The organism is Aquitalea sp. (assembly GCF_030150775.1).
In the GTDB taxonomy this organism is placed as follows: domain Bacteria; phylum Pseudomonadota; class Gammaproteobacteria; order Burkholderiales; family Chromobacteriaceae; genus Aquitalea; species Aquitalea denitrificans.
The window spans coordinates 1-24,174 of the sequence record NZ_JASLFG010000006.1; the positions used below are offsets into that span (position 1 = coordinate 1).

A 24,174-nucleotide genomic window follows, 5' to 3' on the forward strand; every position below is an offset into this window, starting at 1 on the left:
CTGAGGGCTTGACCCTCCTGAAGAGTCGTTCGAGACCAGGACGTTGATAGGTCGGGTGTGGAAGCGCTGTGAGGCGTTAAGCTAACCGATACTAATTGCTCGTGAGGCTTGATCCTATCATTTGAGTGGCTTGGGAAACCGGGCTGACGGATAGTGCATGTGCGACGCGATCAAAGATCCAAGATTAAGATACCTAATTAATTCAGTGATTCAGACAATGTCTGGATGACAAAGCTTCTTCGAGTTTGTTGACAGTTTATGTCTGGTGGCCATAGCGAGGTGGTCCCACGCCTTCCCATCCCGAACAGGACCGTGAAACGCCTTAGCGCCGATGATAGTGTGGCATTCGCCATGTGAAAGTAGGACACTGCCAGACTCCCCTTACAGAAGCCCAGCTCAATCGAGCTGGGCTTTGTGCTTTTGTACTCGGAAAGTTTGTGTGCAGCCTGCCGTTTGCACTACCTGCCATCTGGGATGTTTATTTGGGATCGGTAGGCAAGTACTAAGCTATTTGCTGAGTGCGGACCAGAGTGCTAAGCAGTACTACGCTGTCACTGTCTGGCAGGCAAGGTTACAATACTTGGCCGGATTATGGCCTTCTGGCCGTCTTGTTATCTTGCTAGCCTGAGAGAATCCCTTGCCAGAATTTCCGCGAAAACGACTGCACCTGTTTGTCCTGATATGGCTTGGTGTTGCGCTGATGGTTGGCATGCAATGGGCAATGTCCGAATACCAGCGTATTCAGGAAGAGTTTGATCGCAGCGCACGTTTGGCTCATGGTGTCATTGCGCGCAAGCTTGATCAGAACGAGTCGGTCCTGGCTGCTGTTGATGCCTTGCTGCTGTCACGGCAGAAATTTGACATGCCAGTACTTAAGTCATTTTCGCATCAATTGCTGGCGCATTATTCCCAGCTTTATACCTTTGAATTCTTCCAGAATGTTACCCGGGACAATCGCGTTGCTTTTCTTGATGAAATGCAGCAGCGTTTTGGTAAAACCTTTTTTATTCGCGATTTTGATATTTCGGGGCGGCGTAGCTGGCTACCGGCTCCGGTACGTGACCAGCATCTGGTCGTTACCATGATTGAGCCAGATATTCCGACAGCCAGTTCGGTTTACGGTTTTGATGTGCTGCATGAGCCGCGTTTTGCCGCTGATATGCAACGTGCCATCCGGACCGGACGCAAGGTGGCATCGGCGCCGTTTGATTTATATGAAGGTGGCCGGGTGTATCTGTTGATGCAACCGGTATTTCTGGGAAAAGAAGCGGGTGGTGCTGCCGCAGGTCGTGGAACGCTGATTGGCGTGGTGGCATTGGTGGTGTATTGCGAGAAGCTGTTGACCATTGCCCCCAATGAAGGCGTGCCAATTGACCTGGACTTGTCGATCCAGGCATCGGGCAATAATGGAACTGCCATTTACAGTGCACATGGCAAGCATCAGGGCAGCGATAACTGGTTGCCGATCTTGGCCCGCCTGGAAGTTGGCTTGCCCTTGATCAGTGAATCCCAGCCATTTACCTTGCGGGTAGGCAAGGATGTTTTCCTGTCCGATTTCAAGTTGATAGGCCTGCTGCTGCGTGAGGGCCTGATTCTGTCTCTGGTGATTTCACTGTGGTTGATCTACAGCCAGCGTCTGGCCATGCGCCGAGCACAGAGCCAGGCTGATGAGGCGCTGTTTTTGCAGAGTGAGCGGGCAGCCGTGGCACTGAATGCCGTGCATGACGGAGTAATCATCCTGGATACGCAGCAGCGTATTGAGATGGCTAACCCCATGGCGCTTTCGCTGCTTGGCGTAAGCCGAGAGGAAGTCACTGCCCAATCTTTCCAGAACGTGTTCCGGCTGATTGGGGAACTGTCATCCGAGCTGGCTGAGGATCCCATCAGCGAATGTTATCGCGAGGCGCATACCGTGGTACTGCCCGAGCGCATGCAGCTGGCCACGGCCAGGGGACACGTGCGGCTGGTAGAGGGAGCTATTGCCCCCCTGTTTTCCCGCAGCGGTAGCCTGACCGGTGTTGTGTGTGCCTTGCGTGATATGGGCCCGGTACGTCAGCGGGCGGCTGAGGCGTTAGAGGCCAGTGAGTTGCGGGTGAAAGAGCACTTGGAGAAACTGTCCCATGTCGCTCGCCTGCACACCATGGGTGAGATGGCTTCAGGTATCGCGCATGAGGTGAATCAGCCGCTGACGGCTATTTCCAATTATTGCCAGGCGTCGTTGCAATTGCTGGAGTTTGGCGAAGATAGCCGGCCACAGGTTGAATCTGCCTTGCGACTGGCTGTGGCACAGGCTGACCGTGCTGGTGAAATCATCAAGCGTCTGCGTGCGCTGGTAAGCAAGCGGGCGATGGAAATCCGCCTGATCGATTTGAATCAGGTGGTCGGGAATTGCATGTTCCTGGCCGAGTACGACCTGAAAGAACGCAGTATCGAGATGGTGCAACTGCTGTCGGTTTATCCGATGGCGGTGATGGCGGACAGCATCCAGATGGAGCAGGTGGTGCTTAACCTGTTGTCCAATGCCATGGATGCGCTGCGGGACGAGCCGGTGATGAAGCGCCATATCATCATTCACACCCGGCGCGAGGGCAAGAAAGCCATTCTGGAAGTGCGCGATACCGGGCGCGGCATTTCGCCGGAGTCGCTGGAAGTGCTGTTCCATCCCTTCTTTTCCACTAAGCAAAACGGAATGGGGCTGGGTCTGTCGATCTGCCAGACCATTGTCGAGCAGTATGGCGGTCTGATCAGTGCCGAAAACATTCCCGCCAGTGGTGCCTGCTTCCGTATTGAATTGCCCTTGTCGCAGACTGTGACCACGCCTGAGGTGGAACCGACTGTTCCCGATTGATTCTGCTTCTGGCAGAACAAAAAAAGAGCCGCGATGCGGCTCTTTTTCATCTTGCTGGGCGGGCTAGGATCAGCGCGGCTCGACCACCACCTGGGTGCGCTGGGCGCGCTCTTCGCGTGGGGTAATGCCAAAGTGGTTGCGATAAGTACTGGAGAAGTGCGGGCCACTGGAAAAGCCGCAGGCCAGACCGATCTGCACAATGGACTTGCTGGTTTGTTGCAGCAGTTGGCGCGCACGGCTCAGTCTCAGTTCCAGATAGTATTTGGACGGTACCGTACTCAGATACTGCTTGAACAGACGTTCGAGCTGGCGGCGGGAGACGCCGACATAGTAGGCGATGTCGTCGGTGGTCAGCGGCTCCTCGATATTGGCTTCCATCAGGCTGACAGCCTCGGTCAGCTTGGGCTGGCTGCCACCGATGCGGGTGGCCAGCGGAATGCGCTGACGCTCGTTGCCTGGGCGGATACGTTCGATGCTGAACATTTCCGATAGCCGGGCGGCAAATTCGTGGCCGTGCTGGCTGCCCACCAGTGACAGCATGAAATCCAGAGTGGCGGCACCGCCAGCGCAGCTCATGCGGCAGCGATCGATTTCGTACAGATTGGACGACACGATGACGTCCTGGAATTCTTCGGTAAAGCGGCTGATTTCCTGCCAGTGTATGGTGGAACGAAAGCCGTTGAGCAGGCCGGCGCGCGCCATCCAGTAACTGCCGCAGCCGATGCCTGCGATGGGCAGCTTATCGGTATGCAGCCCGCTGATGCTCTTGAGCAATTCGTCCAGATTGACATCGATGGTGATGTCGTCAGCCAGGATGAACAGGCCATCCAGCTTGGGCGCGTAGGCCAGTGGCAGGTCAACCGGCAGCTTGAGGCCATTGGACATGGCAACCGGCAGGCCATTGAGCGACAGCGGCAAGAATTCGTACAGCTTTTTTTCGGCCAGCTGGTTGGCCCGGGTCAGCACTTCGCTGGCGATGGCAAAGTCGGCCATGGAAGCGTGCGGAAGCAGGAGAAAACCGTAGCGTAACGGTTTGGCAGCGTGCATTGATTGACCCATGTTTGCAAAAAAGTTGAGCACTATACCAAAAAAGCAGGCCATGCCGTGGATGGCGTGGCGCTGCTATTTCAGTGAGGCATTGTACGATTTATTTAAGGCTGCCGGAGAGGAATTGTGCAAGCCGCTCGCTTTGCGGATTGGCCAGCACTTCGCGCGGATTGCCTTGTTCTTCGATCTTGCCCTTGTGCAGGAAAATCACGTGGTTGGACACTTCGCGGGCAAAGCCCATTTCGTGGGTCACCACCACCATGGTACGGCCTTCGCGCGCCAGGTCCTGCATCACCCGCAATACTTCGCCGACCAGTTCCGGGTCCAGTGCTGAAGTCGGTTCGTCAAACAGCATGACTTCCGGTTCCATGGCCAGTGCGCGGGCAATGGCTACACGCTGCTGCTGGCCGCCGGACATGTGGGACGGGTATTTGCCTTCAACGTCTTTCAGGCCCACCTTGTCCAGATACTTGCGTGCGCGGGCAATGGCCTCGTCCCGCGACAGGCCCAGTACATGGATGGGCGCTTCGATGATGTTTTCCAGCACCGTCATGTGTGCCCACAGATTGAAATGCTGGAACACCATGGCCAGCCGGGTACGGATGCGCTCCAGCTGCTTGTGGTTGGCGGCACGCAGCGCGCCGGTTTTCTTGTCCGGTACCAGTTGCAGCTCTTCGCCGCCCAGCTGGATCTGCCCGCTGTTGGGATGCTCCAGCATGTTGATGCAGCGCAGAAAGGTACTTTTGCCGGAGCCGGAGGAGCCGATGATGCTGATCACGTCGCCCGCATGGGCAGTGAGAGACACGCCCTTGAGTACTTCGTGGCTGCCATAGCTTTTGTGCAGGTCGCTTACGCGCAGTTTGATGTCGGTGGCTTGTGCCGCGTCGTTGAGTTTCATGCTTGCAACCCTTGTTCTAAGGTTTCATCGCGCCGCTGTCATGCCGACAGCCGGCCATTGCTGAAAGAAGGCAGCCTCGTGGCTGCCCACGCTGTCAATGCTTGCGCGGGGCCAGATAGGCCAGCCAGCGTTGCTCTGCCTGCTTGAACAGCCAGACAAAGACAAAGGTAAGTAGCAGATAGATGGCACCGGCAATCAGGAAGGGCTCGAAGGCCATATAGGTGTCGCTGTAGATGCGGCGCGCCACCCCGGTGATGTCGGCCAGGGTAACCAGGCCGGCCACTGCCGTGCTTTGCATCATCATGATCACTTCGTTGCTGTAGGCCGGCAGGGCGCGGCGCAGGGCTGAAGGAATGACGATACGGCGCATCATCAGCCACTTGCTCATGCCCATGGCGCGCGCGGCTTCGATTTCACCCCAATGCGTGGTGCGGATTTGCCCGGCGATGATTTCCGTGGTGTAGGCCGCAGTATTGAGCGTGAAGGCCAGAATGGCGCAGAACCAGGCATCCTGCAGGTATTGCCACAGCCAGCTGTCACGCACGGCGTCAAACTGCGACAGACCGTAGTAAATGATAAACAGCTGCACCAATAGCGGCGTACCACGGAAGATATAGGTGTACAGCCAGACACTGCCGGACAGCAGGCGGTTTTTCGACACCCGGCCCAGTGCCAGCGGCACGGCCAGCAGCATGCCCAGCAGCAGGGAAGCACCCAGCAGCTCCAGCGTCATGACGATGCCGTCGCTGGTGCTGAGCACCGGCTGGCCGTCGGCCCCACCCAGAAAGGCCGGCAGTTTGTCCAGAATCAGGCGAAAGTCGATCACAGGCCGTTCTCCTTAAGTCCAGTGGAATAGCGCCGCTCCAGCATGCCCAGCAGGATGTTGGACACGCTGGTGATGACCAGGAAGATCAGCGCCACCAGCATGTAGACGGTAAACGGCTCCTGGGTATTGGACTTGGCCGCATCGGCACGGTACATCACATCATTCAGGCCGATCACCGAAACCAGGGCGGTGGATTTCACCAGTACCAGCCAGTTGTTGGTGAAGCTGGGCAGGGCGAAGCGCACCATTTGCGGAAAAGTGATGCGCAGGAAGATGCGCAGCGGCCCCATGCCATAGGCGGCACCGGCTTCCATCTGGCCTTTGGGGACGGCCATGATGGCGCCGCGGAAGGTTTCGGTCATGTAGGCACCGAAGATGAAACCCAGTGTCAGCACGCCGGCGATGAAGGGATCGATATCTGGTGCGGCCCAGCCCATGGCAGCGGCCAGATCGTTGAGCAGCATCTGCACGCCGAAGAACAGCAAAAACATCCACACCAGGTCTGGTACGCCGCGGACCACGGTGGAGTAAAGCTCGGCCAGGGTGCGCAAGGGTTTGGAAGGGGCCATCTTGAACATGGCACCGACCAGTCCCAGCAGCACTGAAACCGCCAGCGATGCCGCCGCCAGTTTCAGTGTCAGCACCGCTCCTTCGAGGATGCTGGGAAGATATCCGTGTAAAAACATGTACTACCCCTGTATTTCCCGGGAAGGGACGGTGCGGGCGCTGGATTGCCCACACCACCGCGACGGTTTATTTGCCGTAGATGTCGAAGCTGAAGTATTTCTTCTGGATCTTGTCGTAGCTGCCGTCGGCCCGAATCTGCTTCAGCGCCTTGTTGATGCGGGCCAGCAAGGCAGTGTCCGATTTGCGCACCGCCACGGCAGCCCCTTCTCCGAAGTACTTCACCTCGTTGTATTCCGGGCCGGCAAAGGCATAGCCCTTGCCTGATGGCGTCTTGATGAAGTCGGACTCACCCACAGCGGCATCGACAAAGCTGGCATCTACGCGCCCGGCCTTCAGGTCGAGAAAGGATTCCGGTGCCTTGGCATAGGACACCAGTTTTGCCCCCAGCTTCACCCAGTTGTCGCGTGCGTATTTTTCCTGGATGGAAGAACGCAGCACGCCAATCTTCTTGCCCTTGAACCAGGCATCGTTGATCTGGCTGCCTTGCTTGGCCACCAGACGGCTGGGCATGTTGTAGTACTTGTCTGAAAAGCTGACGACTTTTTTGCGCTCGTCGGTGATGTTCATCGAGGCAATGATGGCGTCGAACTTGCGGGCCTGCAGTGCCGGGATGATGCCGTCGAAGTCTTGCGGTACCACTTCGCAAGTGACTTTCATGGCAGAACACAGCGCCTGGGCGATATCGGGGTCAAAGCCCTTCATCTTGCCGTCAGGGCCTTGCTGGGAAAACGGTGGGTAACTGGCATCGGTGGCAAAGCGCAGGGTTTCGCCTTGGGCAGCAGCAGCCATGCCGAGCGCGCATGCGCCCAGCACCATGAGGGACTTGAACATGGTTTCTCCGGTGAGTCTTGTTGTAGTGTGAGGCAATGCCCGCCGGCAGACTGGCTGCCGGCGTGGTCAGGACTTCATGCAGCAGACGTGCCGGGCTTAGCCGCCGTAGACGTCAAAGTGGAAGTACTTGTCCTGTACTTTCTTGTAGCTGCCATCCTTGCGGATTTGCTCGATAGCCTTGTTGATGCGTGCGGCCAGGGCCTGGTTGCCCTTTTTCACGGCAATGCCGGCACCCAGGCCGAAGTACTTCACGTCGGCGTAATTGGGGCCGACAAAGGCATAGCCCTTGCCGCCGTCGGTCTTGAGGAATTCCTGCTCACCCACGGCACCGTCCACAAACACCGCGTCCACGCGGCCGGCTTTCAGGTCGAGGAAGGATTCGGGAGATTTGGTGTAGGCCACGATGGTGGCACCGTTCTTGCCCCAGAAGTCACGGGCGAACTTTTCCTGGGTGGAGGCGCGCAGCACGCCGATCTTCTTGCCCTTGAACGCGGTCTGGGTAACCTGGGTATTGCTCTTGGCGATGATGCGGCTGGCGATGTTGTAGTACTTGTTGCTGAAGTCGACGGCTTTCTTGCGCTCTTCGGTGATCTGCATCGAAGACAGGATGGCGTCAAACTTGTTGGCATTCAGGGCGGGAATCAGGCCATCCCAGTCTTGCGGCACGATCTGGCAGCTTACCTTCATGGCGGTACACAAGGCATGGGCCATGTCGATGTCGAAACCTTCCGGCTTGCCATCTGCACCTTGCTTGGAGAACGGCGGGTAGTTGAGGTCTACACCAAAGCGGATGGTTTCTGCGTGGCTGGCAAAACCGGACAGGCTGACTGCAACGGCAGCCGCAAAAATAACCTTCTTCATATGTGTCTCTGCTTCTCGCATGCAGGGAATAAGCATGGTGCTTGTTCCCGTGGTCTTACTTTGTAAACCCGGCGCTGATGGGGTGGCTGCCTGGGCAGCGCGGCCGGAACCTGTTGTTGTTATGCCTGCATGCGCCTCCTGTGAAGACGCCAGGCAATGGTGGCATGGAAACTCCCTGCCCAACAATCAGTCGCATTTGGGGCGGATAGCACCAAATTGCGAAGGGGCGCATTTTACGCCAGTTTGTATACATTGTGAAACGTCATCAAAATCATGTACTTATGTGTTGATTGTAGGATTGTATACAATGTAGGCTGTCACAGCCTTTTTGTAATTGGCCGTCGCATTGCTATAAGGCAAATAGTGGGAGAAAAACCAGTACCGTACCTGGCACTGGTTTTTCATGCTGCACTGCATCCCATCTTTCTGTAAGTCGATGTCGCATTAAGGAAATCCCGCTGGTAGCGGGCTTACTACAATGCCCCGACACAAACCGTGCATACAACAAGAGAAGCCCCATGTCGCTTACCAACAAGACCGAACTGGCGAGCCTGATTGCTGATATCCAGGCCGTTGCACAGAGCAAGCTTTCACCCAAGGAGACACAACAACTTGCCGGATTCTTCCCGATTTACTTCGAAGAAACCGAGCATGCCGACCTGCGCCAGTTTTCCTCGCTGGACCTGTTCGGTGCCGCACTGGCCCATTTTGAGTTCGCGCACAAGCGTAGCGCCGGCCAGCACAAGGTACGCATCTATACTCCCGATTTCGAGCGTGATGGCTGGCAGAGCACCCATTCGGTGATTGAAGTCGTCAACGACGACATGCCTTTCCTGATCGACTCCATCTCCATGCTGCTGTCGCGTTACAACATCAATCTGCATCTGCTGGTGCACCCGGTGTTGTCGGTTGGCCGCGACAAGAACGGCAATCTGCAAGAAGTAAAGCGCACGCAAGATCGCAGCCTGCCGCTGGAATCCTTCATCCACGTGCAGATCGACCGCGTCAGCGATGCTGCTACCTTGCAAAAGCTGGAAGCCGAACTGAACCGCATCATTGCCGATATCCGTCTGGTGGTGAGCGACGAGCCGAAAATGCGCGCCGTGGTGGGCGAAATCGGCAAGGACCTGGCCAAGGTCAAGGGTGAACGCGCTGCCGAAGCTAAAGAGGCCGTGGATTTCCTCGGCTGGATGGCGGCCAATCACTTCCTGTTCATGGGCTATTGCGATTACGACCTGGTCAAGCGCGACGGCAAGGACAGCCTGAAAATCGTCAAGGGCTCCGGCCTGGGCATCCTGCAGGATCAAGGTGACAAGGAATACTCCGCCAGCTTTGAGACCCTGCCGCAAGAGCTGCGCGAACTGGCGCACCTGCCGCAACTGATCATCCTGAACAAATCCCAGACTCGCTCCATCATCCACCGTCCGGCCTATGTCGACTTCGTCGGCATCAAGCGCTTCAACGACAAGGGTGAAGTGATTGGCGAGCGCCGCTTCCTCGGCCTGTATACCGCCAGCGCCTATCAGGCATCGCCCAAGGACATTCCGCTGGTGCGCCAGAAAGTGGCCGGCGTGGTGGCCAACTGCGATTATGTGGACGACAGCTACAAGGCCAAGACCCTGGGTTTTGTGCTGGAAAGCTACCCGCGCGACGAGCTGTTTGAAATTCCGGCCGATGTACTGGGCCCGATCGCCGAAGGCATTGTCAGCCTGCAAGAGCGCCCGCGTGTACGCCTGTTCGTGCGCAAGGACCGCTACCACCGTTATGTCAGCAGCCTGGTATACGTGCCGCGTGACAGCTTCAATACCGAAGTGCGCCTGAAGATCGAAAAAGTGCTGATGGCTGCCTTCAACGGCAGCTCGGCGGAATTCAGCGTGCAGATCAGCGACAGCTCGCTGGCGCGCGTGCATTACATCATCCGCACCAATGCTTCCAAGCTGCCGGCCTTCCGCGAATCCGATATCGAGGCGGAAATCGCCCGTCTGGTACGTGGCTGGGTGGAAGAAATGCACCAGCAGCTGGTGGAAGTGCATGGCGAAGAAGCCGGCAACCTGCTGTTCAAGCGTTACCGCTCGGCTTTCCCGGTGGCCTACCGTGAAGAGTTCGCAGTGCGCAATGCGGTGCTGGACGTGCAACTGCTGGAATCGGTCTCCGCCAGCCACCCGCTGGCGATGAAGCTGTACCGTCCTTTCCATCGTGGCAACCAGGCATTCAACCTGAAGCTGTTCCGCGAAGGCGAACCGATGAGCCTGTCCGCCAGCCTGCCGATTCTGGAAAACATGGGCGTCAAGGTGAGCGACGAACATCCTTACCGTGTCGAGCGTGAAGACGGTTCCGCCGTGTGGATCAGCGATTTCGGCCTGGACGTGGGTGCTTTCTTTGAGCAGATGTCCAGTGAAGCCGTACAGAAAGACTTCCAGGAACTGCTGGCCCAGGTGTTTGCCAAGCGTTGCGAAAACGATGGTTTCAACCGTCTGGCGCTGATTGCTGGCCTGGACTGGCGTGAAATCTCGCTGGTGCGCGCACTGGCCAAGTATCTGCGTCAGGGCGGCCTCACCTTCAGCCAGAACTATCTGGAACAGTGCGTAGCCAACTATCCGGAAATCACCCGTCGTCTGGTGGCGCTGTTTGTGGCGCGTCTGGACCCGGTGAATGCCGACGACGCCCGCGCCGATGCGCTGCTGGCTGAAGTGAAGGAACAGCTGGACAATGTGGCCAACCTGGACGAAGACCGCATCCTGAACGGCTTCCTGGCCGTGATTCTGGCTACCCGCCGCACCAACTTCTGGCAGAAGGATGCGGCGGGCGAGTTCAAGTCCTACATCTCCTTCAAGCTGGAATCCAACCAGATTCCTTTCCTGCCGCAGCCGCGCCCGATGTTTGAAATCTGGGTGTACAGCCCGCGTGTGGAAGGCGTGCACCTGCGCGGCTCCAAGGTGGCCCGTGGCGGTCTGCGCTGGTCCGACCGCATGGAAGACTTCCGTACCGAAGTGCTGGGTCTGGTGAAGGCGCAGATGGTGAAGAACTCCGTCATCGTGCCGATGGGTTCCAAGGGCGGTTTTGTTGGCAAGCAACTGCCGGCACCGAGCGACCGTGAAGCCTTCCTGGCCGAAGGTATCGCCTGCTACAAGATCTTCATCTCCGCGCTGCTGGATGTCACCGACAACCTGGTGACCGGCCAGATCATCCCGCCCAAGGACGTGCGCCGTCTGGACCCGGATGACCCATACCTGGTGGTGGCTGCCGACAAGGGCACCGCAACCTTCTCCGACATCGCCAACGGCATTTCCGAATCCTACGGCTTCTGGCTGGGTGACGCCTTTGCTTCCGGTGGTTCTGCCGGTTACGACCACAAGGGCATGGGCATTACCGCCCGCGGTGCCTGGGAATCGGTCAAGCGCCACTTCCGTCATCTGGGCATCAACACCCAGGAGCAGGATTTCAGCGTGATCGGCATTGGCGACATGGCCGGCGACGTATTCGGCAACGGCATGCTGCTGTCCGAACACATCTGCCTGAAGGCTGCGTTCAACCATCTGCACATCTTCCTGGACCCGACCCCGGACGCCAAGACCAGCTTTGCCGAACGTGCGCGCCTGTTCAATCTGCCGCGTTCCAGCTGGTCTGATTACAACCGCGAGTTGATTTCCAAGGGCGGTGGCATTTTCGAACGCTCGGCCAAGTCCATTCCGCTGTCGCCTGAAGTCAAGGCCTGGCTGGAAACCGACAAGGACCACATGGCACCGAACGAGCTGATCCATGAAATCCTCAAGGCCAAGATCGACCTGCTGTACAACGGCGGTATCGGTACTTACATCAAGGCTTCCAGCCAGAGCCATGCCGACGCCCGCGACCGCGCTTGCGATCCGGTACGTGTCAATGGTAACGAACTGCAAGCCCGCGTGGTGGCCGAAGGCGGTAACCTGACTTGCACCCAGCTGGGGCGTGTCGAATTTGCGCTGTGCGGCGGCCGTATCGCCACCGACGCGATCGACAACTCCGCTGGTGTGGATTGCTCCGACCACGAAGTCAACATCAAGATCCTGCTGGGCGCGGTGATGCAAGCCGGTGACATGACGCTGAAGCAGCGTAATGAACTGCTGGCCGAGATGACCGACGAAGTGGGCCATCTGGTACTGCGCAACAACGTGCTGCAAACCCAGATCCTGGCGATCAAGCGTCTGGAAGCCGCCTCCATGTTGTCCACCCATGCGCGCATGATTTCGCACATGGAAAAGACCGGCGAGCTGAACCGCGAAATCGAATACCTGCCGTCGGAAACCCAGATCAACGAACGCCGCCTGGCGCGTCAGGGTCTGACCGTGCCGGAAATCGCCGTGCTGCTGGCTTACAGCAAGATCTCGCTGGATCAAGCCATTCTGGCTACCGATGTGCCGGATGATGTCGACTTCCTGCCGGTGCTGGTCAACTACTTCCCGCAGCCGCTGCAACAGCGCTTTGGCAAGCAGATGGAACAGCATCAGCTGCGGCGCGAAATTATCGCCAACCAGCTGGCCAACCAGATCATCAACCGCATGGGCACCACCTTCGTGTTCCGCCTGCAGGAAGAGTCGCCGTTCTCCGCGGCCGACATCGCCCGCGCCTGGTGGATTGCCAGCCGCGTGTTTGATGCGGAAAGCCTCTGGGGCCAGATTGAAGCACTGGATAACCAGATTCCGGCCGACCAGCAGATGGAAATGATGATGCTGGTGCGTACCCTGATCGAGCGCGTTACCCGCTGGGTGCTGCGCAACAAGCGTCCGTTCACCTCGGTGAATGCCGTGATCGAGCAGTACGCTGGCAAGGTACAGGAACTGCTGGCACGTCTGCCTGCGCTGGTGGATGCCAAACAGTACCCGGCCGTGGCCGAACTGGAAGCCCGCCTGAGCCTGCCGAACATGCCGCAGGAACTGGCCCGCGTGCTGGCGCGTCTGGAGTTTGCCGTACCGCTGATGGACATTATCGAAATCAGCGAGGGCGGCGAGCTGTCGCAGGACGAAGTGGCACAGAACTACTTCCAGCTGGGTCGCACCCTGCAACTGGACTGGCTGCGTGACGCCATCACCGGCCTGCCGCGCGACAACCGCTGGCAGTCGCTGGCCCGCTCCGCGTTGCGTGACGACCTGTACCGCCTGCATCGCAAGCTGGCCAAGCTGGCGCTCAGCGAAGCCACGGGTGACAAGGCTTTTGCCGATGCCTGGCTGGCCAAGCGTCGCAGCGAGCTGGAACTGTGCTACCAGATGTTTGCCGAGCTGCAGTCCTTCAGCGTGCTGGATCTGGCCATGCTGTCTGCCGGCATGCGTGAGCTCAACAACCACCTGCTGGCTTGATCAGCCACGGCAATGTGAACAAACCGGCCCTCAGGGGCCGGTTTTTTTATGGTGATCAGCACAAAATGCGGTGGGTTTGATGAGAAGCGGCGGACGGCAGCAGGCAAATCCGGCTATCATCCGCACTTGACTCCGGCATCCATCATGCCGAACAGACTGGAATGACAAGATGCAGAACACACAGGCCGACGCCTCCGCACGGGAAGCCGAGCAAGCCTGGCGCCACGCCAAGCAACTGGAACAGGCGCTGATTGAACTACTGCAGCAGGCCTTGCCGGCCAGCGGGCTGTGTACCGTGGGCAAGCCGCTGACCGAACAGCAAAAGCGTGGCGAATCCCGCCAGGCGCTGTGCTGCAGCCTGCCGCTGCTGCAAAAGAAAAAGCGCAAGGACACTATCGTCGCCTTCCTGAATTTCCAGATCAGCCTGGCAGGCGACGGCGTGCCGCGGGTCGGTCTGGGCGGGGAGGGTGAACCGCTGGGTCCAGTGCTGCATATTGCGCACTGGACCTGTGAATTCAGCTTCGATTACGACGCCTACGTTGGCTTCCCCGCCACCGGCTGGCAGCCGTGGGTCAATCAGGCTGGCCGCCTGCTGCGCTGGGACGATTCCGAATCGCCGTTTGGCGACGAGTGGAGTTACAGCCTGCGACTGGATGCGCTGAGTACTGACGAGGGCCTGCTGCGCCGCGTGGTGTTGCAGCCGGTGCTGGCGCTGCTGGAAGGCGCAGCGGCACAACAGGCGCTGCCGGATGAACTGCCGGGCCTGGTGCGCTATGTCGATGTGCCTGCCGAGGATGGCCTGCAGGACTTGCGCGTGCAGTCGTGATGCTGTGCGATGCCAAAACGAAACCCGCCAACTGGCGGGTTTTTTGTTGTGTTGGTATGGATGGCGGCATTGTCGATTGCGGTTTATCGAATATTGACGGACAGCCATACGCCTGCAGTAGCAAGCCCGATCCCGAGCCAGGCAAACCCGGGCATGGACTCCCCGAGCAGCACACCCGCAGCGATGGCAGCGCAGGGCGGAACCAGGAAAAACAGTGCTGAGACCCTGGACGCAGGGCGATGCCGGACAAGATGGAGGAGTAGCCCAATCGCAATAAGCGAGTTGCCGATCACCAGATAGGTGAGTGAAAACAGCATGTCGCGGTGCCACTCGATATGGCCGGACTCCAGCAGCAGGGCGAGTGGTGCTATCAGCAGCAGTCCTACGCTAGTCTGTATCAGTGTGGCGGAAATCGGGTGCATGGAAGCCGACGTTTTCTTCTCATATAACACCCCCAAGGTCATGCCGGACAGGGCAATGCAACTCAGCGCAATGCCCTGCCACGGTGTTGATTCAATGGCCGATTTTGACAGGATGACGATAGCCGCACCGGCAAAGCCCAAACTGAGTCCGCACCACTGCTTGCTTGAAACGTGCTCTTTGATCCAGATTGGCGCAATCACGGCAACGAGAATGGGCTGCAAGGAGACGATGAGTGCCAGCGCTCCAGCAGAGAGCCCTGCCCTGAGCGCAAGATAGGTTCCGCCAAAGTAGATGACTTGAATGCAAATGCCGATTACGCAAACGTTTAGCCAGTCACGACCGTGATGCGGAATGGAGAGGCGGAATCCAAGCTGGATGGGCAAAAGAATGGCAATGACGCAGCTGTAGCGCAATGCCAGGAAGGTAAGCGGTTCGATATGCTGCAAACCGATTTTTACCACGGCAAATCCTGTTGCCCACAGCAATAGAAACAGCATTGGTGCGGCGACATCCAGTACCATGCGGTGCTGCATGAATAGCGAGAAGCGTCGCAATGCTGATGAGGGCAGAGGCATGGTGCTTTCCCCGGATGTGCATTAATCAGCCTGTCGCTGCCGTGATTTCAACACTGGGGTGATTGCGTTACAGGGCAGGCATTCAACTGAGACGTTGACGGTAAGTTGTTTTGCCTGAGCTTGTAAGCTGGCAGATGTCATGGCTTGCGTGTCATGGCCAGGGCTTTCTAGCCCTGGGTGTGGGGTGGTGGCCGGTCACCCGACTCAAGAACCAGCAGGCTCGCTCCCTGCCAGCCAATCACCGCCCAGTGCCTTGAGCAAATTAACACTCCAGACAAACTGGCTGCCGCGCAGTTGGGATTGCAGGCGCCGCGCCGCCAGCAGGCTTTGCTGGTTGATGGCTAGCGTGAGCGCGTTATCCAGCCCTTCTCGATAGCGCAGCAGGGAGATGTCATAAGCGCGTTGCTGGCTGCTGACGGCGGCACCCTGCTGCTGGCTGGCCTGATCCAACCCCTGCAGGGTGGACAGCGCATCCTGGGTTTCCTGCATCGCCTGCAATACGGTCTGGCGATAGCTGGCGGCAGCGGCCTGATAGCCGGCCTCGGCATAATTGACGCCGGCGCGGGTCTTGCCGTTGTCAAACAGCGTCTGGCCGGCTTGCAGGCCCAGTGACCACACCAGTGCCGGTGCGGAAACCAGCCGTGCCAGCTGGGCGGATTCATAGCCGATATAGCTGGGCGACAGGGTGAGCTGTGGGAACCAGGCGGCTTTGGCCACGCCGATCTGGGCATTGGCCGCCGCCATGGCGCGCTCGGCGGAGGCTATGTCCGGTCGGCGCTGTAGCAGCCCGGCCGGAACGCCAGGCGGAATCTGTGGGGTGGTGGCGGGCAGGGTGGCGCTTTCCAGCCGGAAACTGCTGGCCGGATGGCCGCTCAGGGTGGCCAGCAGGTCTTGCTGTTGCTGGCGCTGGTTGCCCAGCAGGCTCAGCTGGGCCTGTGCCGCTTGCAGGCTGGCCTGTTGGGTGGCTAGTGCACTGGCGGCATCCAGCCCCTCGCGGTGGCGCACCTCGGTTAGTTGCAGCACTTTTTGCTGCAGGCTGATGGATTGCTGCAGCAGGGCGCTTTCCTCATCCAGCTGGCGCAGCTGGAAATAGGCGCTGGCCAGTTGGGCGGTCAGCAGCAGGCGCACGTTTTCGCTGTCGGCCTGGCTTTGTGCGGCGCTGGCGCGGGCGCTTTCCACGTCACGGCGCACCCGGCCCAGCCAGTCGAATTCGTAGCTCACATTCAGCGTGGGCTTGTAATCGTTCTGGATGGTGCTGCTGTTGGTTGATTGATAATTGGTTAGCGGGCGCTCGGCGGAAATGCGGCTGCGGCTGATACTGGCACCGGCACTGATCGTGGGCAGGCTGGCGGCGGCATGGATGCCGGCCTGGGCCTGCGCCTGTTGCAGGCGGGCCAGCGCCAGTTTCAGGCTGGCATTGCTGGCGATGCAGTCGGCTTCCAACTGGTTTAGTGTGGCATCGCCAAATTGCAGCCACCAGGCTTGCTTGGCTTGCTGGTCGGCAGGCGCTGCGCTTTGCCAGCTGCCTGTGCCCTGCCAGTTGGCGGGCAGGTCGGCCATGGTGGGGCGCTGGTAATCCGGGCCGATGGCGGAGCAGGCGCTGAGGGTGGCCAGCAGCATGGTGCCGGCCAGCAGGGCGGGGGAGCTTCGCATGGCTTACTCGCTGTTGCCGCTGGCCACAATGGCCACGCTCTGGCCGTTGCGGATGGCATCGGACGGGTTGAGGATGATGCGTTCCTTGCCGCTCAGGCCAGCCTTGATGGCAATGTCCTTGCCGTAGTCGGTGCCTAGTACCACTTTTTGCAGTCGCACCTTATTGTGCTCATCCACGACTGCCACCTGGCTGCCCTCGGCACCGAATATCAAGGTGTTGGTGGGCAGGGTCAGCCCTGCCGGGCTCTTCAGCTTGAAGCGGGCTTCCACATACAGGCCGGGCAGCAGTTTGTGCTCGGCATTGTCCAGTACGATTTCCACTTGCAGGGTGCGGCTGGCCGGGTCGATGGCACCGGCGGTGTGTGCCACCTTGCCGGCAACTGCTTTGGCATTGTCACCGGCCATGATGTCGACGCTGTCGCCTACCTTGACCTGGCTGGCACGCTCCTGCGGCAGGTAAACATATAGATGCAGCTTGTCCACCTGCGCCACGCTGAATAGCGACTGGCCGCTGCCGCCGTTGCCGGCATTGATCAGGCTGCCATTGTCGATATTGCGTTTGGTGATGATGCCGTCAAACGGTGCCACCACGCGGCCAAAATCCTGTTGGTCGCGCAGACGCTTGAGGGTGGCGGCGGTTTGCTGGTAGGCGGCATTTTTTTCGTCGAATTCCTGCTGTGAGACCGCATCCTGCGCGCGCAGGCGGCTCCAGCGCTGGTAGGCGGTGCGTGCCAGTTCATGGCTGGCGGCGGCTTCGTCCACCTGCTTGTTGATGTCCGGAGTGTCCAGCACCGCCAGCAGTTCGCCTTTTTTCACCGGTTGGCCGATGTCCTTGAGCCATTGCTTTACATAGCCGCTGCCGCGCGCATACACCACGGCCTCGCTGATGCCCTGCAAGGTGGCGGGCAGGGTGAGCTGGTTGTCATGGCGATTGTTTGTCGCCTGCACCACCCGCACTTGCTGGATGGCGCTCTGGCTGGCGCGCTGGGCCAGGGTGTCGGCGCTGGCCTGCCTGGCCAGCAGGGTGCGCCCCAGGCCAGCCAGCAACAGCAGCACGATGATGATGGTGACGGTGCGGGCACGGCGGGCTACCTTGTGGCGGCCATCCAGGCCGGGGAGGGTATCGTGATGGAAGGCCGGCACGCCCTGATTGGTGTGGCGCTGATTTGTCATGCTGAGGTCCTAGGCTTGTACGGGCGTGGCCGGGGTGTCGTCGTCAGGGCTGTGCGCTTGCGCCCGGCGTTTGGCCAGATGGCTGTGGAAGCTGGCAAACACCACCGGGACAAAGAACAGGGTGGATACGGTGGCGAACAGCAGGCCACCAATCACGGCACGGCCCAGCGGGGCATTCTGTTCCGAGCCGTCGCCAATGCCGATGGCCATGGGAATCATGCCGATGATCATGGCCAGCGCCGTCATCAGCACCGGACGCAAGCGGGTGGCCCCGGCCTCCAGCGCCGCGGACAGCGGTGGCAGGCCTTCTTGCAGGCGCTGACGGGCAAAGGAAACCACCAGAATGCTGTTGGCGGTGGAAACCCCCATGGTCATGATGGCACCGGTCAGCGCCGGTACGCTTAGATTGGTCGCGGTCAGGATCAGCATCCAGGCGATGCCGGCCAGGGCTGCCGGCAGGGCGGAGATGATGATGAAGGGATCCAGCCAGGACTGGAAGTTCACCACAATCAGCAGGTAAACCAGCACGATGGCACCCAGAATGCCCAGCCCCAGCCCGGTGTAGGAGGACTGCATGGTTTCCACCTGACCGCGCAGGCTGATCTTGCTGCCCTTGGGTAGTTCGGCTTGCGACTGCTTGATCAGTTGCTGGATGTCGCTGGCCACCGCGCCCAGATCACGTCCGCGTACATTGGCGTAAATGTCCACCGCCGGCTGAATGTTGTAGCGGCTGACGATGGCGGCCTCGCGCCCTGGGCTGGTTTTCACCAGATTGCCCAGTTGCTGCGGCGTACTGCCGCTGGCACCGGCGGGGTTCACCGGCAGCTGCAGCAGGTCGTCCAGCGCATTGATGCGGTATTGCGGGGTTTGTGCCTGCATGTTGTACACCACGCTGTTGGCCGGGTTCAGCCAGAATGTCGGCTGGGTCTGCTGGCTGCCGGATAGTGGCAGCAACAGGTTTTGTGCCACGTCGGTGGCGCTAAGACCCATGCCTTGCAGGCGGGTACGGTCCATGTCCAGCTTCAGCGCCGGTGCATCCAGCCGCTGGTGTACATGTACGTCAGCCGCACCGTTCACACCCTTGATGCGGTCCGCCAGCTTCACGGCGAAGGCATGGTTTTCTGCCATGCTCTTGCCGTAAATCTGTACGTCGATGGCGGATGGGGTGCCGAAGTTGAGAATCTGGGTGACGATATCCGCCGGCTGGAAGAAGAACTCCACGCCGGGAAAGCGTTTGCCCAGCAGCGGCGGAATTTTCTCGATGTAATCGGCGCTGGGGCGGTGGCCCGGCTTGAGTGAAATCAGGATGTCGGCATCCAGTGTGCCGATGGTGCCGGAATTGCTGTAGGACAGATTGATACCGGAATAGGGCAGGCCGATATTATCGATGATGGTGTCCAGCTCGTCCGGCGGAATGATTTCCCGCAGTGCACTGTCCACGCCATCGGCCAGCCGGGCGGTGTTCTCGATGCGCGTACCGGTGGGCGCGCGCATGTGCAGCTTGATCTGGCCGGTATCCACGCTGGGAAACAGGTCACGCCCCAGCAGCAGGTACAGGCCGCAGGACAGCAGGCAGAAGGCCAGAAATCCGGCCATGAAGCGGCGGCGGTGGGTCAGCAGGTGGCTGATCAGCAGCACGTATACGCTGCGCAGCTTTTCAAACTGGTGGTTGAAGCGCTGGTGTACATGGTGAATCCAGGCTGTCACCCGGCCGCTGCGGCCCTGGTGGCCCATCAGCAGCAGGGCCAGCGTGGGCACCAGCGTACGCGACAGCAAATAAGAGGCCAGCATGGCGAATACCACGGCCTCGGCCAGCGGCACAAACAGATAGCGCGCCACGCCCTCCAGAAAAAACATCGGCACAAACACGATGCAGATGCACAGGGTGGAGACAAAGGCCGGAATGGCGATCTCGCCCGCCCCCTCCAGAATGGCCGTGTGCAGGTCCGCCCCCATGTGCAGGTGACGCTCGATGTTTTCGATGGTCACCGTGGCGTCATCCACCAGAATGCCCACCGCCAGCGCCAGTCCGCCCAGCGTCATCACATTGATGGTTTCGCCTACGGCATGCAGCAGGATGACCGAGGAAAAAATGGACAGCGGTATCGACACCGCAATGATGGATGTGGTGCGCCAGTTGCCCAGAAACAGCAGCAGCATGATGGCGGTGAGCACAGCGGCAATCAGCGCCTCGTGAATCACCCCTTCCACCGCGGTTTTCACGAATACCGACTGGTCAGCCAGCAGCGACACTTCAATGCCCTTGGGCAGCAGCGGCGTCACCGTGGGCAGCAGGCTTTTCAGATTGTCCACCACGCTGAGCGTGGACGCGCCGCCGTTCTTGTACACCGACAGCAACAAGCCGCGCTGGCCGTTCTGGCGCACGATATTGGTTTGCGGTGAATAGCCGTCCCGCACATGTGCCACCTCACCCAGATAGGTGGTGGCGCCATTGCTGCTGCGCACCGGAATGTTGTTCAGCCCGGCAATGGTGGTGGGCGAGCCGTTCAGGCCGATATTGAATTCGGTATCGCCCATCTTGGTAGTGCCGGCGGGTAGTATCAGGTTCTGGCTGCTGATGGCGTTAACCACATTGGTGGGGGTCATGCCCTTGGCGGTGATGGCGGCCAGGTCCAGATCCACCGACAGCAGGCGCACCTTGCCGCCATAGGGATAGGGAATGGCCACGCCGGGAATGGTCACCAGTTGCGGCCGCAGGGTATTCACCGCCGCATCAAACACATCCTGTTCCGACAGCGTCTTGCTGGACATGCCCAGCTGTACCACCGGCACGCTGGAGGCGGTGTACTTGATTACCAGTGGTGCGGTGGTGCCGGTAGGCATCTGCCGTACCACGGCCTGCGATACCGATACCACCTGGGCGATGGCGGTCTGGATGTTGACATTGGGCTGGAAAAAAATCTTGATCACCGCAATGCCGTTGAGCGACTGCGACTCGATATGCTCGATGTCATTCACCGTGGTGGTGAGAATGCGCTCGTTGGATTGGGTGATGCGGTCGGCCATCTGCTGCGGTGCCAGGCCGTTGTAGCCCCAGATCACGCTGATCACCGGGATGTCGATTTCCGGCAGCACATCCACCGGCGTGCGCAGCAGCGCCAGCGCAGTGGCCAGCACAATGACAATGGCCATTACGATAAAGGTATATGGCCGGCGTAATGCCGTTTCAACAATCCACATCGGGGGAAACTGCCTTCCTGCCAGAGGCCAGCGAGCCTGGCCGGTATGCTTGGTATCGCGACAAGCTGCTGCCGCTGGCTACAGGACAAGGTCTCCCTTTGTTGCCGAGAGAAATTGTCTGGCATGCATGCTGGGCTAGAGCGGCCTGACTGTCGCACTTTTATGTGGCTGCCAATTGGTAGGAATGGCAGCGTTGCGCTACCGGGATATTAGCGTAAGCACATGGCGGACGAGTGAAGAAAAGATCGGCAAATTGTTGCCAAATATTGCAACGCACACTTGCGGTAGCAAGCGCTCAGCCTGGGTCGGAGCTATACAGTTCCACAGATTGCTCGGCTGTCGGCAGCAAAACAGGCCCTGAATGACGCAGCCCGGCTTTCTCCAGAACCCGGCGTGAAGCAGCGTTGTCAGCGTTTACATAAGCAACCACCCGCGTTAATTGCAGGCTGTGCAAACCATATTGCACACAGGCGGCGGCAGCTTCGCTGGCATAGCCCTGTCCGCGCCAGTCCGGTAGCAAGGCATAGCCGACATCAATATCAAGCAAACCTGCACGGCGGATCAGGCCGCACATGCCAATGGCCACGCCATCTTCGCGCCGTTCCACACACCACAGGCCAAAACCGTCTTGCACGTAAGAAAGAATAGGACCACGACCCAGGTAGTCAATGGCCTGTGCCAGAGTGTGTATGCCACGGTCGGAGACGTTGCGAATGAAATCCGGGTCAGTCAGCAATGCCAGTAGCAGCGGTGCATCCTGCAGGGTGAATTCCCGCAATTGCAGACGAGGCGTAATGATGTGCAACATGGCGGAGGTCATCGGGTGAGGGGATATGGCAGTGTAGCGCAGCCGGTATGTCAACAGGCAATCGTTGCAGGCATGGTGTTGACGGACAGATAGGCTGACGGTGAATCATGGCAATTTGCATGTCAGCTCTTGTCAATTCGACAGTTTGCGTGTAATATCGCCCTCTCTGTTGCAGCAAATGCAGCAGCCATCTGGAGAGGTGGATGAGTGGTTTAAGTCGCACGCCTGGAAAGCGTGTTTAGGGTAATACCCTAACGGGGGTTCGAATCCCCCCCTCTCCGCCAAACACCCCTAAAGTGTTGTTTTTAAAGAAAATTCGGGTCAGGCAAGGCAGTTTTACCCCCGAGTTCTACACAACACTCCTACACATTGGCGATAAGAGTTCGGTTTTGTTCCTAGCTTCCTATACTCTGGATCGGAACTCAATGAACGATGCCAATGTTACCCACCGGCCTGCAACGCCACCCCCAATCCGGCACCTACTATCTTCGTCGTCGCATCCCGACTGACGTTCTTGTTTGCTATCCCGGCAAAAAAGAAATCACGTTTTCGCTACGCACCAAAGACTACCGCACGGCTGTCGAGCGCCATCGCGCGGAAGAAGCCCGTCTGACCACTGAGTGGGAAGACAAGCGACAGCGACAGGCTGAGCGTTACGCACGTATGCAACTCGCCGCCATCACCCATATCGACGCGCTCACGCCCGAAGCCATCGACGCCATCTGTCTACACGCCGAGGTTGCCAGCCTGGCTGGAGACGAAGCACGCCGCGAAAACGGCCACTACACCCCGGAAGAAATCGAGGAATACCAGAGTGGCTACACCGAAGCCAACCGCATTCTCAAAGGCGCAGTGGCCATTGGTGACTACGAACTGCTGCGTGGCCCGCTGGAACAATTCCTGCGCCTCTACCGCTACCAACTCAAAGCCACTGAACCCGAAATGCGCCGACTGGCACTGGCCTATGGCCGGATGGCCATCCGCACCAACGCGAAACTGCTCAATCGTTACGATGGCCAGGAAGTCCCAACGCCGGTCATGGCGCAGCGGCTGGAAACCCCGCTGCTGTCGGAGGTGACCCAAAGCTATCTGGCCTACTACCAGAAGCTGGACAAGGCCGCGATGCTGCGCAAGGTCGGTGCCGTCATGCCGCTGCTGGTGGATATCGTCGGAGACAAGCCCATCGGCTTGCTCAAGCAATCCGACTTCGAGGCCTACTTCGAAGCGGTGCAAAGCCTGCCACCACGCTGGAAGGACATCTGCCGTCAGGAAAAACTTAGCCCATTGGAACTGGCCAAGCAGCACCGCGGCGAGATGAGCAAGGGGACGTTCGACGGCACCTATCTGGCAGTCATGACACCCTTCATCAAATACTGCCGCCGCAAGTGGCAGGACCACGGCTGGCCGATGACACTCACCACCGAAGGGGTGCAATACCTTGGCTCCCGCCGCGACCCCGAAGGCGGGCAACGTGCCTTTGAATCGGCAGAACTGAAGCGCCTGTTCGAAGGCCCGGAAATGGCACGTTTCGCCCGACGCCCAGCCATGGCCCACAAATACTGGCTTCCCCATCTGGGTCTGTTCACCGGCGCACGGGTCAATGAGCTGTGCCAACTAAACCCGCAAGTCGATATCACGCAGGATGCGCAGACTGGCACCTGGTATATGGACATTACCGACGAATCCGAAGGTGATGCTCGCATCGACAAGTCAGTGAAAACAGGCGGCTCCAAACGCAAGCTGCCCATCCATCCCAAACTGATTGAGCTGGGCTTCCTCGACTATGTGGCGGCAGCCAAGAAGCGTGGCGACACCTTGCTATTCCAGGCCTTCCCGACTTCAGGTGGTCGTGCCTCATCCAAAGCTCTGAAATGGTTCTCGGACTTTCTCGAGGCAATCGGACTACGGGACGAAACCCCGAATGCCCGTATTGTGGGGATGCACGCTTTTCGATCTACCTTTTTGCAACGGGCAATGGTGCTGGGTGTGGTGAATGCCGAAGCCATCACCGGACATGCCAGCAATATCACCAGCATCGAAACGATTCAGAACGGCCAGGTCAATCAGGACGCCTCGGCAGTGGTGAAGAAATACCGTGGGGAACTGCCGGTCGACAAGAAGCTGGAAATCCTGTCGCGCATCACCTTCCCGGAAGTGGAGTTCATTCGGGCGGATAAGCCGTAAGGC

Annotated in this window: 15 protein-coding genes, 1 tRNA gene and 2 rRNA genes; 7 read left to right on the forward strand and 11 right to left on the reverse strand. The window is 59.0% G+C overall.

Annotated elements, in window-relative coordinates; all coding sequences use genetic code 11:
- The 3 genes from QVF59_RS02545 to QVF59_RS02555 form a co-directional block, all read left to right on the forward strand.
- Nucleotides 1-116: ribosomal RNA gene (locus tag QVF59_RS02545) — 23S ribosomal RNA — on the forward strand; the annotation flags it as partial.
- A gap of 145 nt (nucleotides 117-261) precedes the next feature.
- Nucleotides 262-376, forward strand: a 5S ribosomal RNA gene (gene rrf, locus QVF59_RS02550).
- 345 nt (nucleotides 377-721) lie between these two features.
- A complete protein-coding gene (locus QVF59_RS02555) occupies nucleotides 722-2,848 on the forward strand; it encodes an ATP-binding protein (RefSeq protein WP_287877196.1) in 2,127 nt (708 codons plus the stop codon).
- 69 nt (nucleotides 2,849-2,917) lie between these two features.
- Here QVF59_RS02555 and QVF59_RS02560 read toward each other — a convergent pair whose 3' ends face one another.
- The 6 genes from QVF59_RS02560 to aotJ (QVF59_RS02585) all read right to left on the reverse strand — a co-directional run bounded on the left by QVF59_RS02560 (nucleotide 2,918) and on the right by aotJ (QVF59_RS02585) (nucleotide 7,998).
- Nucleotides 2,918-3,841, reverse strand: coding sequence for a GlxA family transcriptional regulator (locus tag QVF59_RS02560; RefSeq protein ID WP_240902490.1), 924 nt, complete (start codon nucleotides 3,839-3,841; stop codon nucleotides 2,918-2,920).
- A gap of 154 nt (nucleotides 3,842-3,995) precedes the next feature.
- Nucleotides 3,996-4,793 carry an ABC transporter ATP-binding protein gene (locus tag QVF59_RS02565; protein WP_287877198.1) on the reverse strand — a complete coding sequence of 266 codons (798 nt, stop codon included), beginning with the start codon at nucleotides 4,791-4,793 and terminating at the stop codon, nucleotides 3,996-3,998.
- A gap of 94 nt (nucleotides 4,794-4,887) precedes the next feature.
- Nucleotides 4,888-5,619, reverse strand: a complete 732-nt coding sequence (locus tag QVF59_RS02570) for an ABC transporter permease (RefSeq protein ID WP_287877200.1) — start codon at nucleotides 5,617-5,619, stop codon at nucleotides 4,888-4,890.
- Entirely contained in the window at nucleotides 5,616-6,305 is a 690-nt protein-coding gene (locus QVF59_RS02575) for an ABC transporter permease (protein WP_287877201.1), read from the reverse strand. The genes QVF59_RS02570 and QVF59_RS02575 overlap by 4 nt, the downstream gene beginning before the upstream one ends.
- A gap of 67 nt (nucleotides 6,306-6,372) precedes the next feature.
- On the reverse strand, nucleotides 6,373-7,137 hold the full coding sequence (gene aotJ, locus QVF59_RS02580) for an L-arginine-binding protein AotJ (RefSeq protein ID WP_287877203.1): 765 nt from the start codon (nucleotides 7,135-7,137) through the stop codon (nucleotides 6,373-6,375).
- Between the two features lie 96 nt (nucleotides 7,138-7,233).
- On the reverse strand, nucleotides 7,234-7,998 hold the full coding sequence (gene aotJ, locus QVF59_RS02585; protein ID WP_287877205.1) for an L-arginine-binding protein AotJ: 765 nt from the start codon (nucleotides 7,996-7,998) through the stop codon (nucleotides 7,234-7,236).
- A 518-nt stretch (nucleotides 7,999-8,516) separates the two neighbouring features.
- Between aotJ (QVF59_RS02585) and QVF59_RS02590 the strand changes: the two genes are divergently transcribed.
- Complete coding sequence (locus tag QVF59_RS02590; protein WP_287877207.1) at nucleotides 8,517-13,328, forward strand: NAD-glutamate dehydrogenase; 4,812 nt, start codon at nucleotides 8,517-8,519, stop codon at nucleotides 13,326-13,328.
- Nucleotides 13,329-13,497: 169 nt separating this feature from the next.
- The gene (locus QVF59_RS02595; protein ID WP_287877209.1) at nucleotides 13,498-14,154 is read left to right on the forward strand and encodes a hypothetical protein; all 657 of its coding nucleotides are present in this window, start codon (nucleotides 13,498-13,500) and stop codon (nucleotides 14,152-14,154) included.
- 83 nt (nucleotides 14,155-14,237) lie between these two features.
- On the opposite strand, the gene QVF59_RS02600 is transcribed toward QVF59_RS02595, so the two are convergent.
- The 5 genes from QVF59_RS02600 to QVF59_RS02620 all read right to left on the reverse strand — a co-directional run bounded on the left by QVF59_RS02600 (nucleotide 14,238) and on the right by QVF59_RS02620 (nucleotide 21,987).
- A complete protein-coding gene (locus QVF59_RS02600) occupies nucleotides 14,238-15,152 on the reverse strand; it encodes a DMT family transporter (RefSeq protein ID WP_205677437.1) in 915 nt (304 codons plus the stop codon).
- Between the two features lie 204 nt (nucleotides 15,153-15,356).
- Nucleotides 15,357-16,805 (reverse strand): efflux transporter outer membrane subunit, encoded by a 1,449-nt coding sequence (locus QVF59_RS02605; protein ID WP_287877212.1) that lies wholly within the window; start codon nucleotides 16,803-16,805, stop codon nucleotides 15,357-15,359.
- A 3-nt stretch (nucleotides 16,806-16,808) separates the two neighbouring features.
- Nucleotides 16,809-17,978, reverse strand: coding sequence for an efflux RND transporter periplasmic adaptor subunit (locus QVF59_RS02610; RefSeq protein ID WP_287877213.1), 1,170 nt, complete (start codon nucleotides 17,976-17,978; stop codon nucleotides 16,809-16,811).
- A gap of 9 nt (nucleotides 17,979-17,987) precedes the next feature.
- A complete protein-coding gene (locus QVF59_RS02615; protein ID WP_287877215.1) occupies nucleotides 17,988-21,179 on the reverse strand; it encodes an efflux RND transporter permease subunit in 3,192 nt (1,063 codons plus the stop codon).
- Nucleotides 21,180-21,474: 295 nt separating this feature from the next.
- The gene (locus QVF59_RS02620) at nucleotides 21,475-21,987 is read right to left on the reverse strand and encodes a GNAT family N-acetyltransferase (protein ID WP_205677436.1); all 513 of its coding nucleotides are present in this window, start codon (nucleotides 21,985-21,987) and stop codon (nucleotides 21,475-21,477) included.
- A 193-nt stretch (nucleotides 21,988-22,180) separates the two neighbouring features.
- Between QVF59_RS02620 and QVF59_RS02625 the strand changes: the two genes are divergently transcribed.
- A tRNA-Ser gene (locus tag QVF59_RS02625) sits at nucleotides 22,181-22,271 on the forward strand.
- A 148-nt stretch (nucleotides 22,272-22,419) separates the two neighbouring features.
- Entirely contained in the window at nucleotides 22,420-24,171 is a 1,752-nt protein-coding gene (locus QVF59_RS02630) for a site-specific integrase (protein WP_287877218.1), read from the forward strand.
- Nucleotides 24,172-24,174 lie beyond the last annotated feature (3 nt).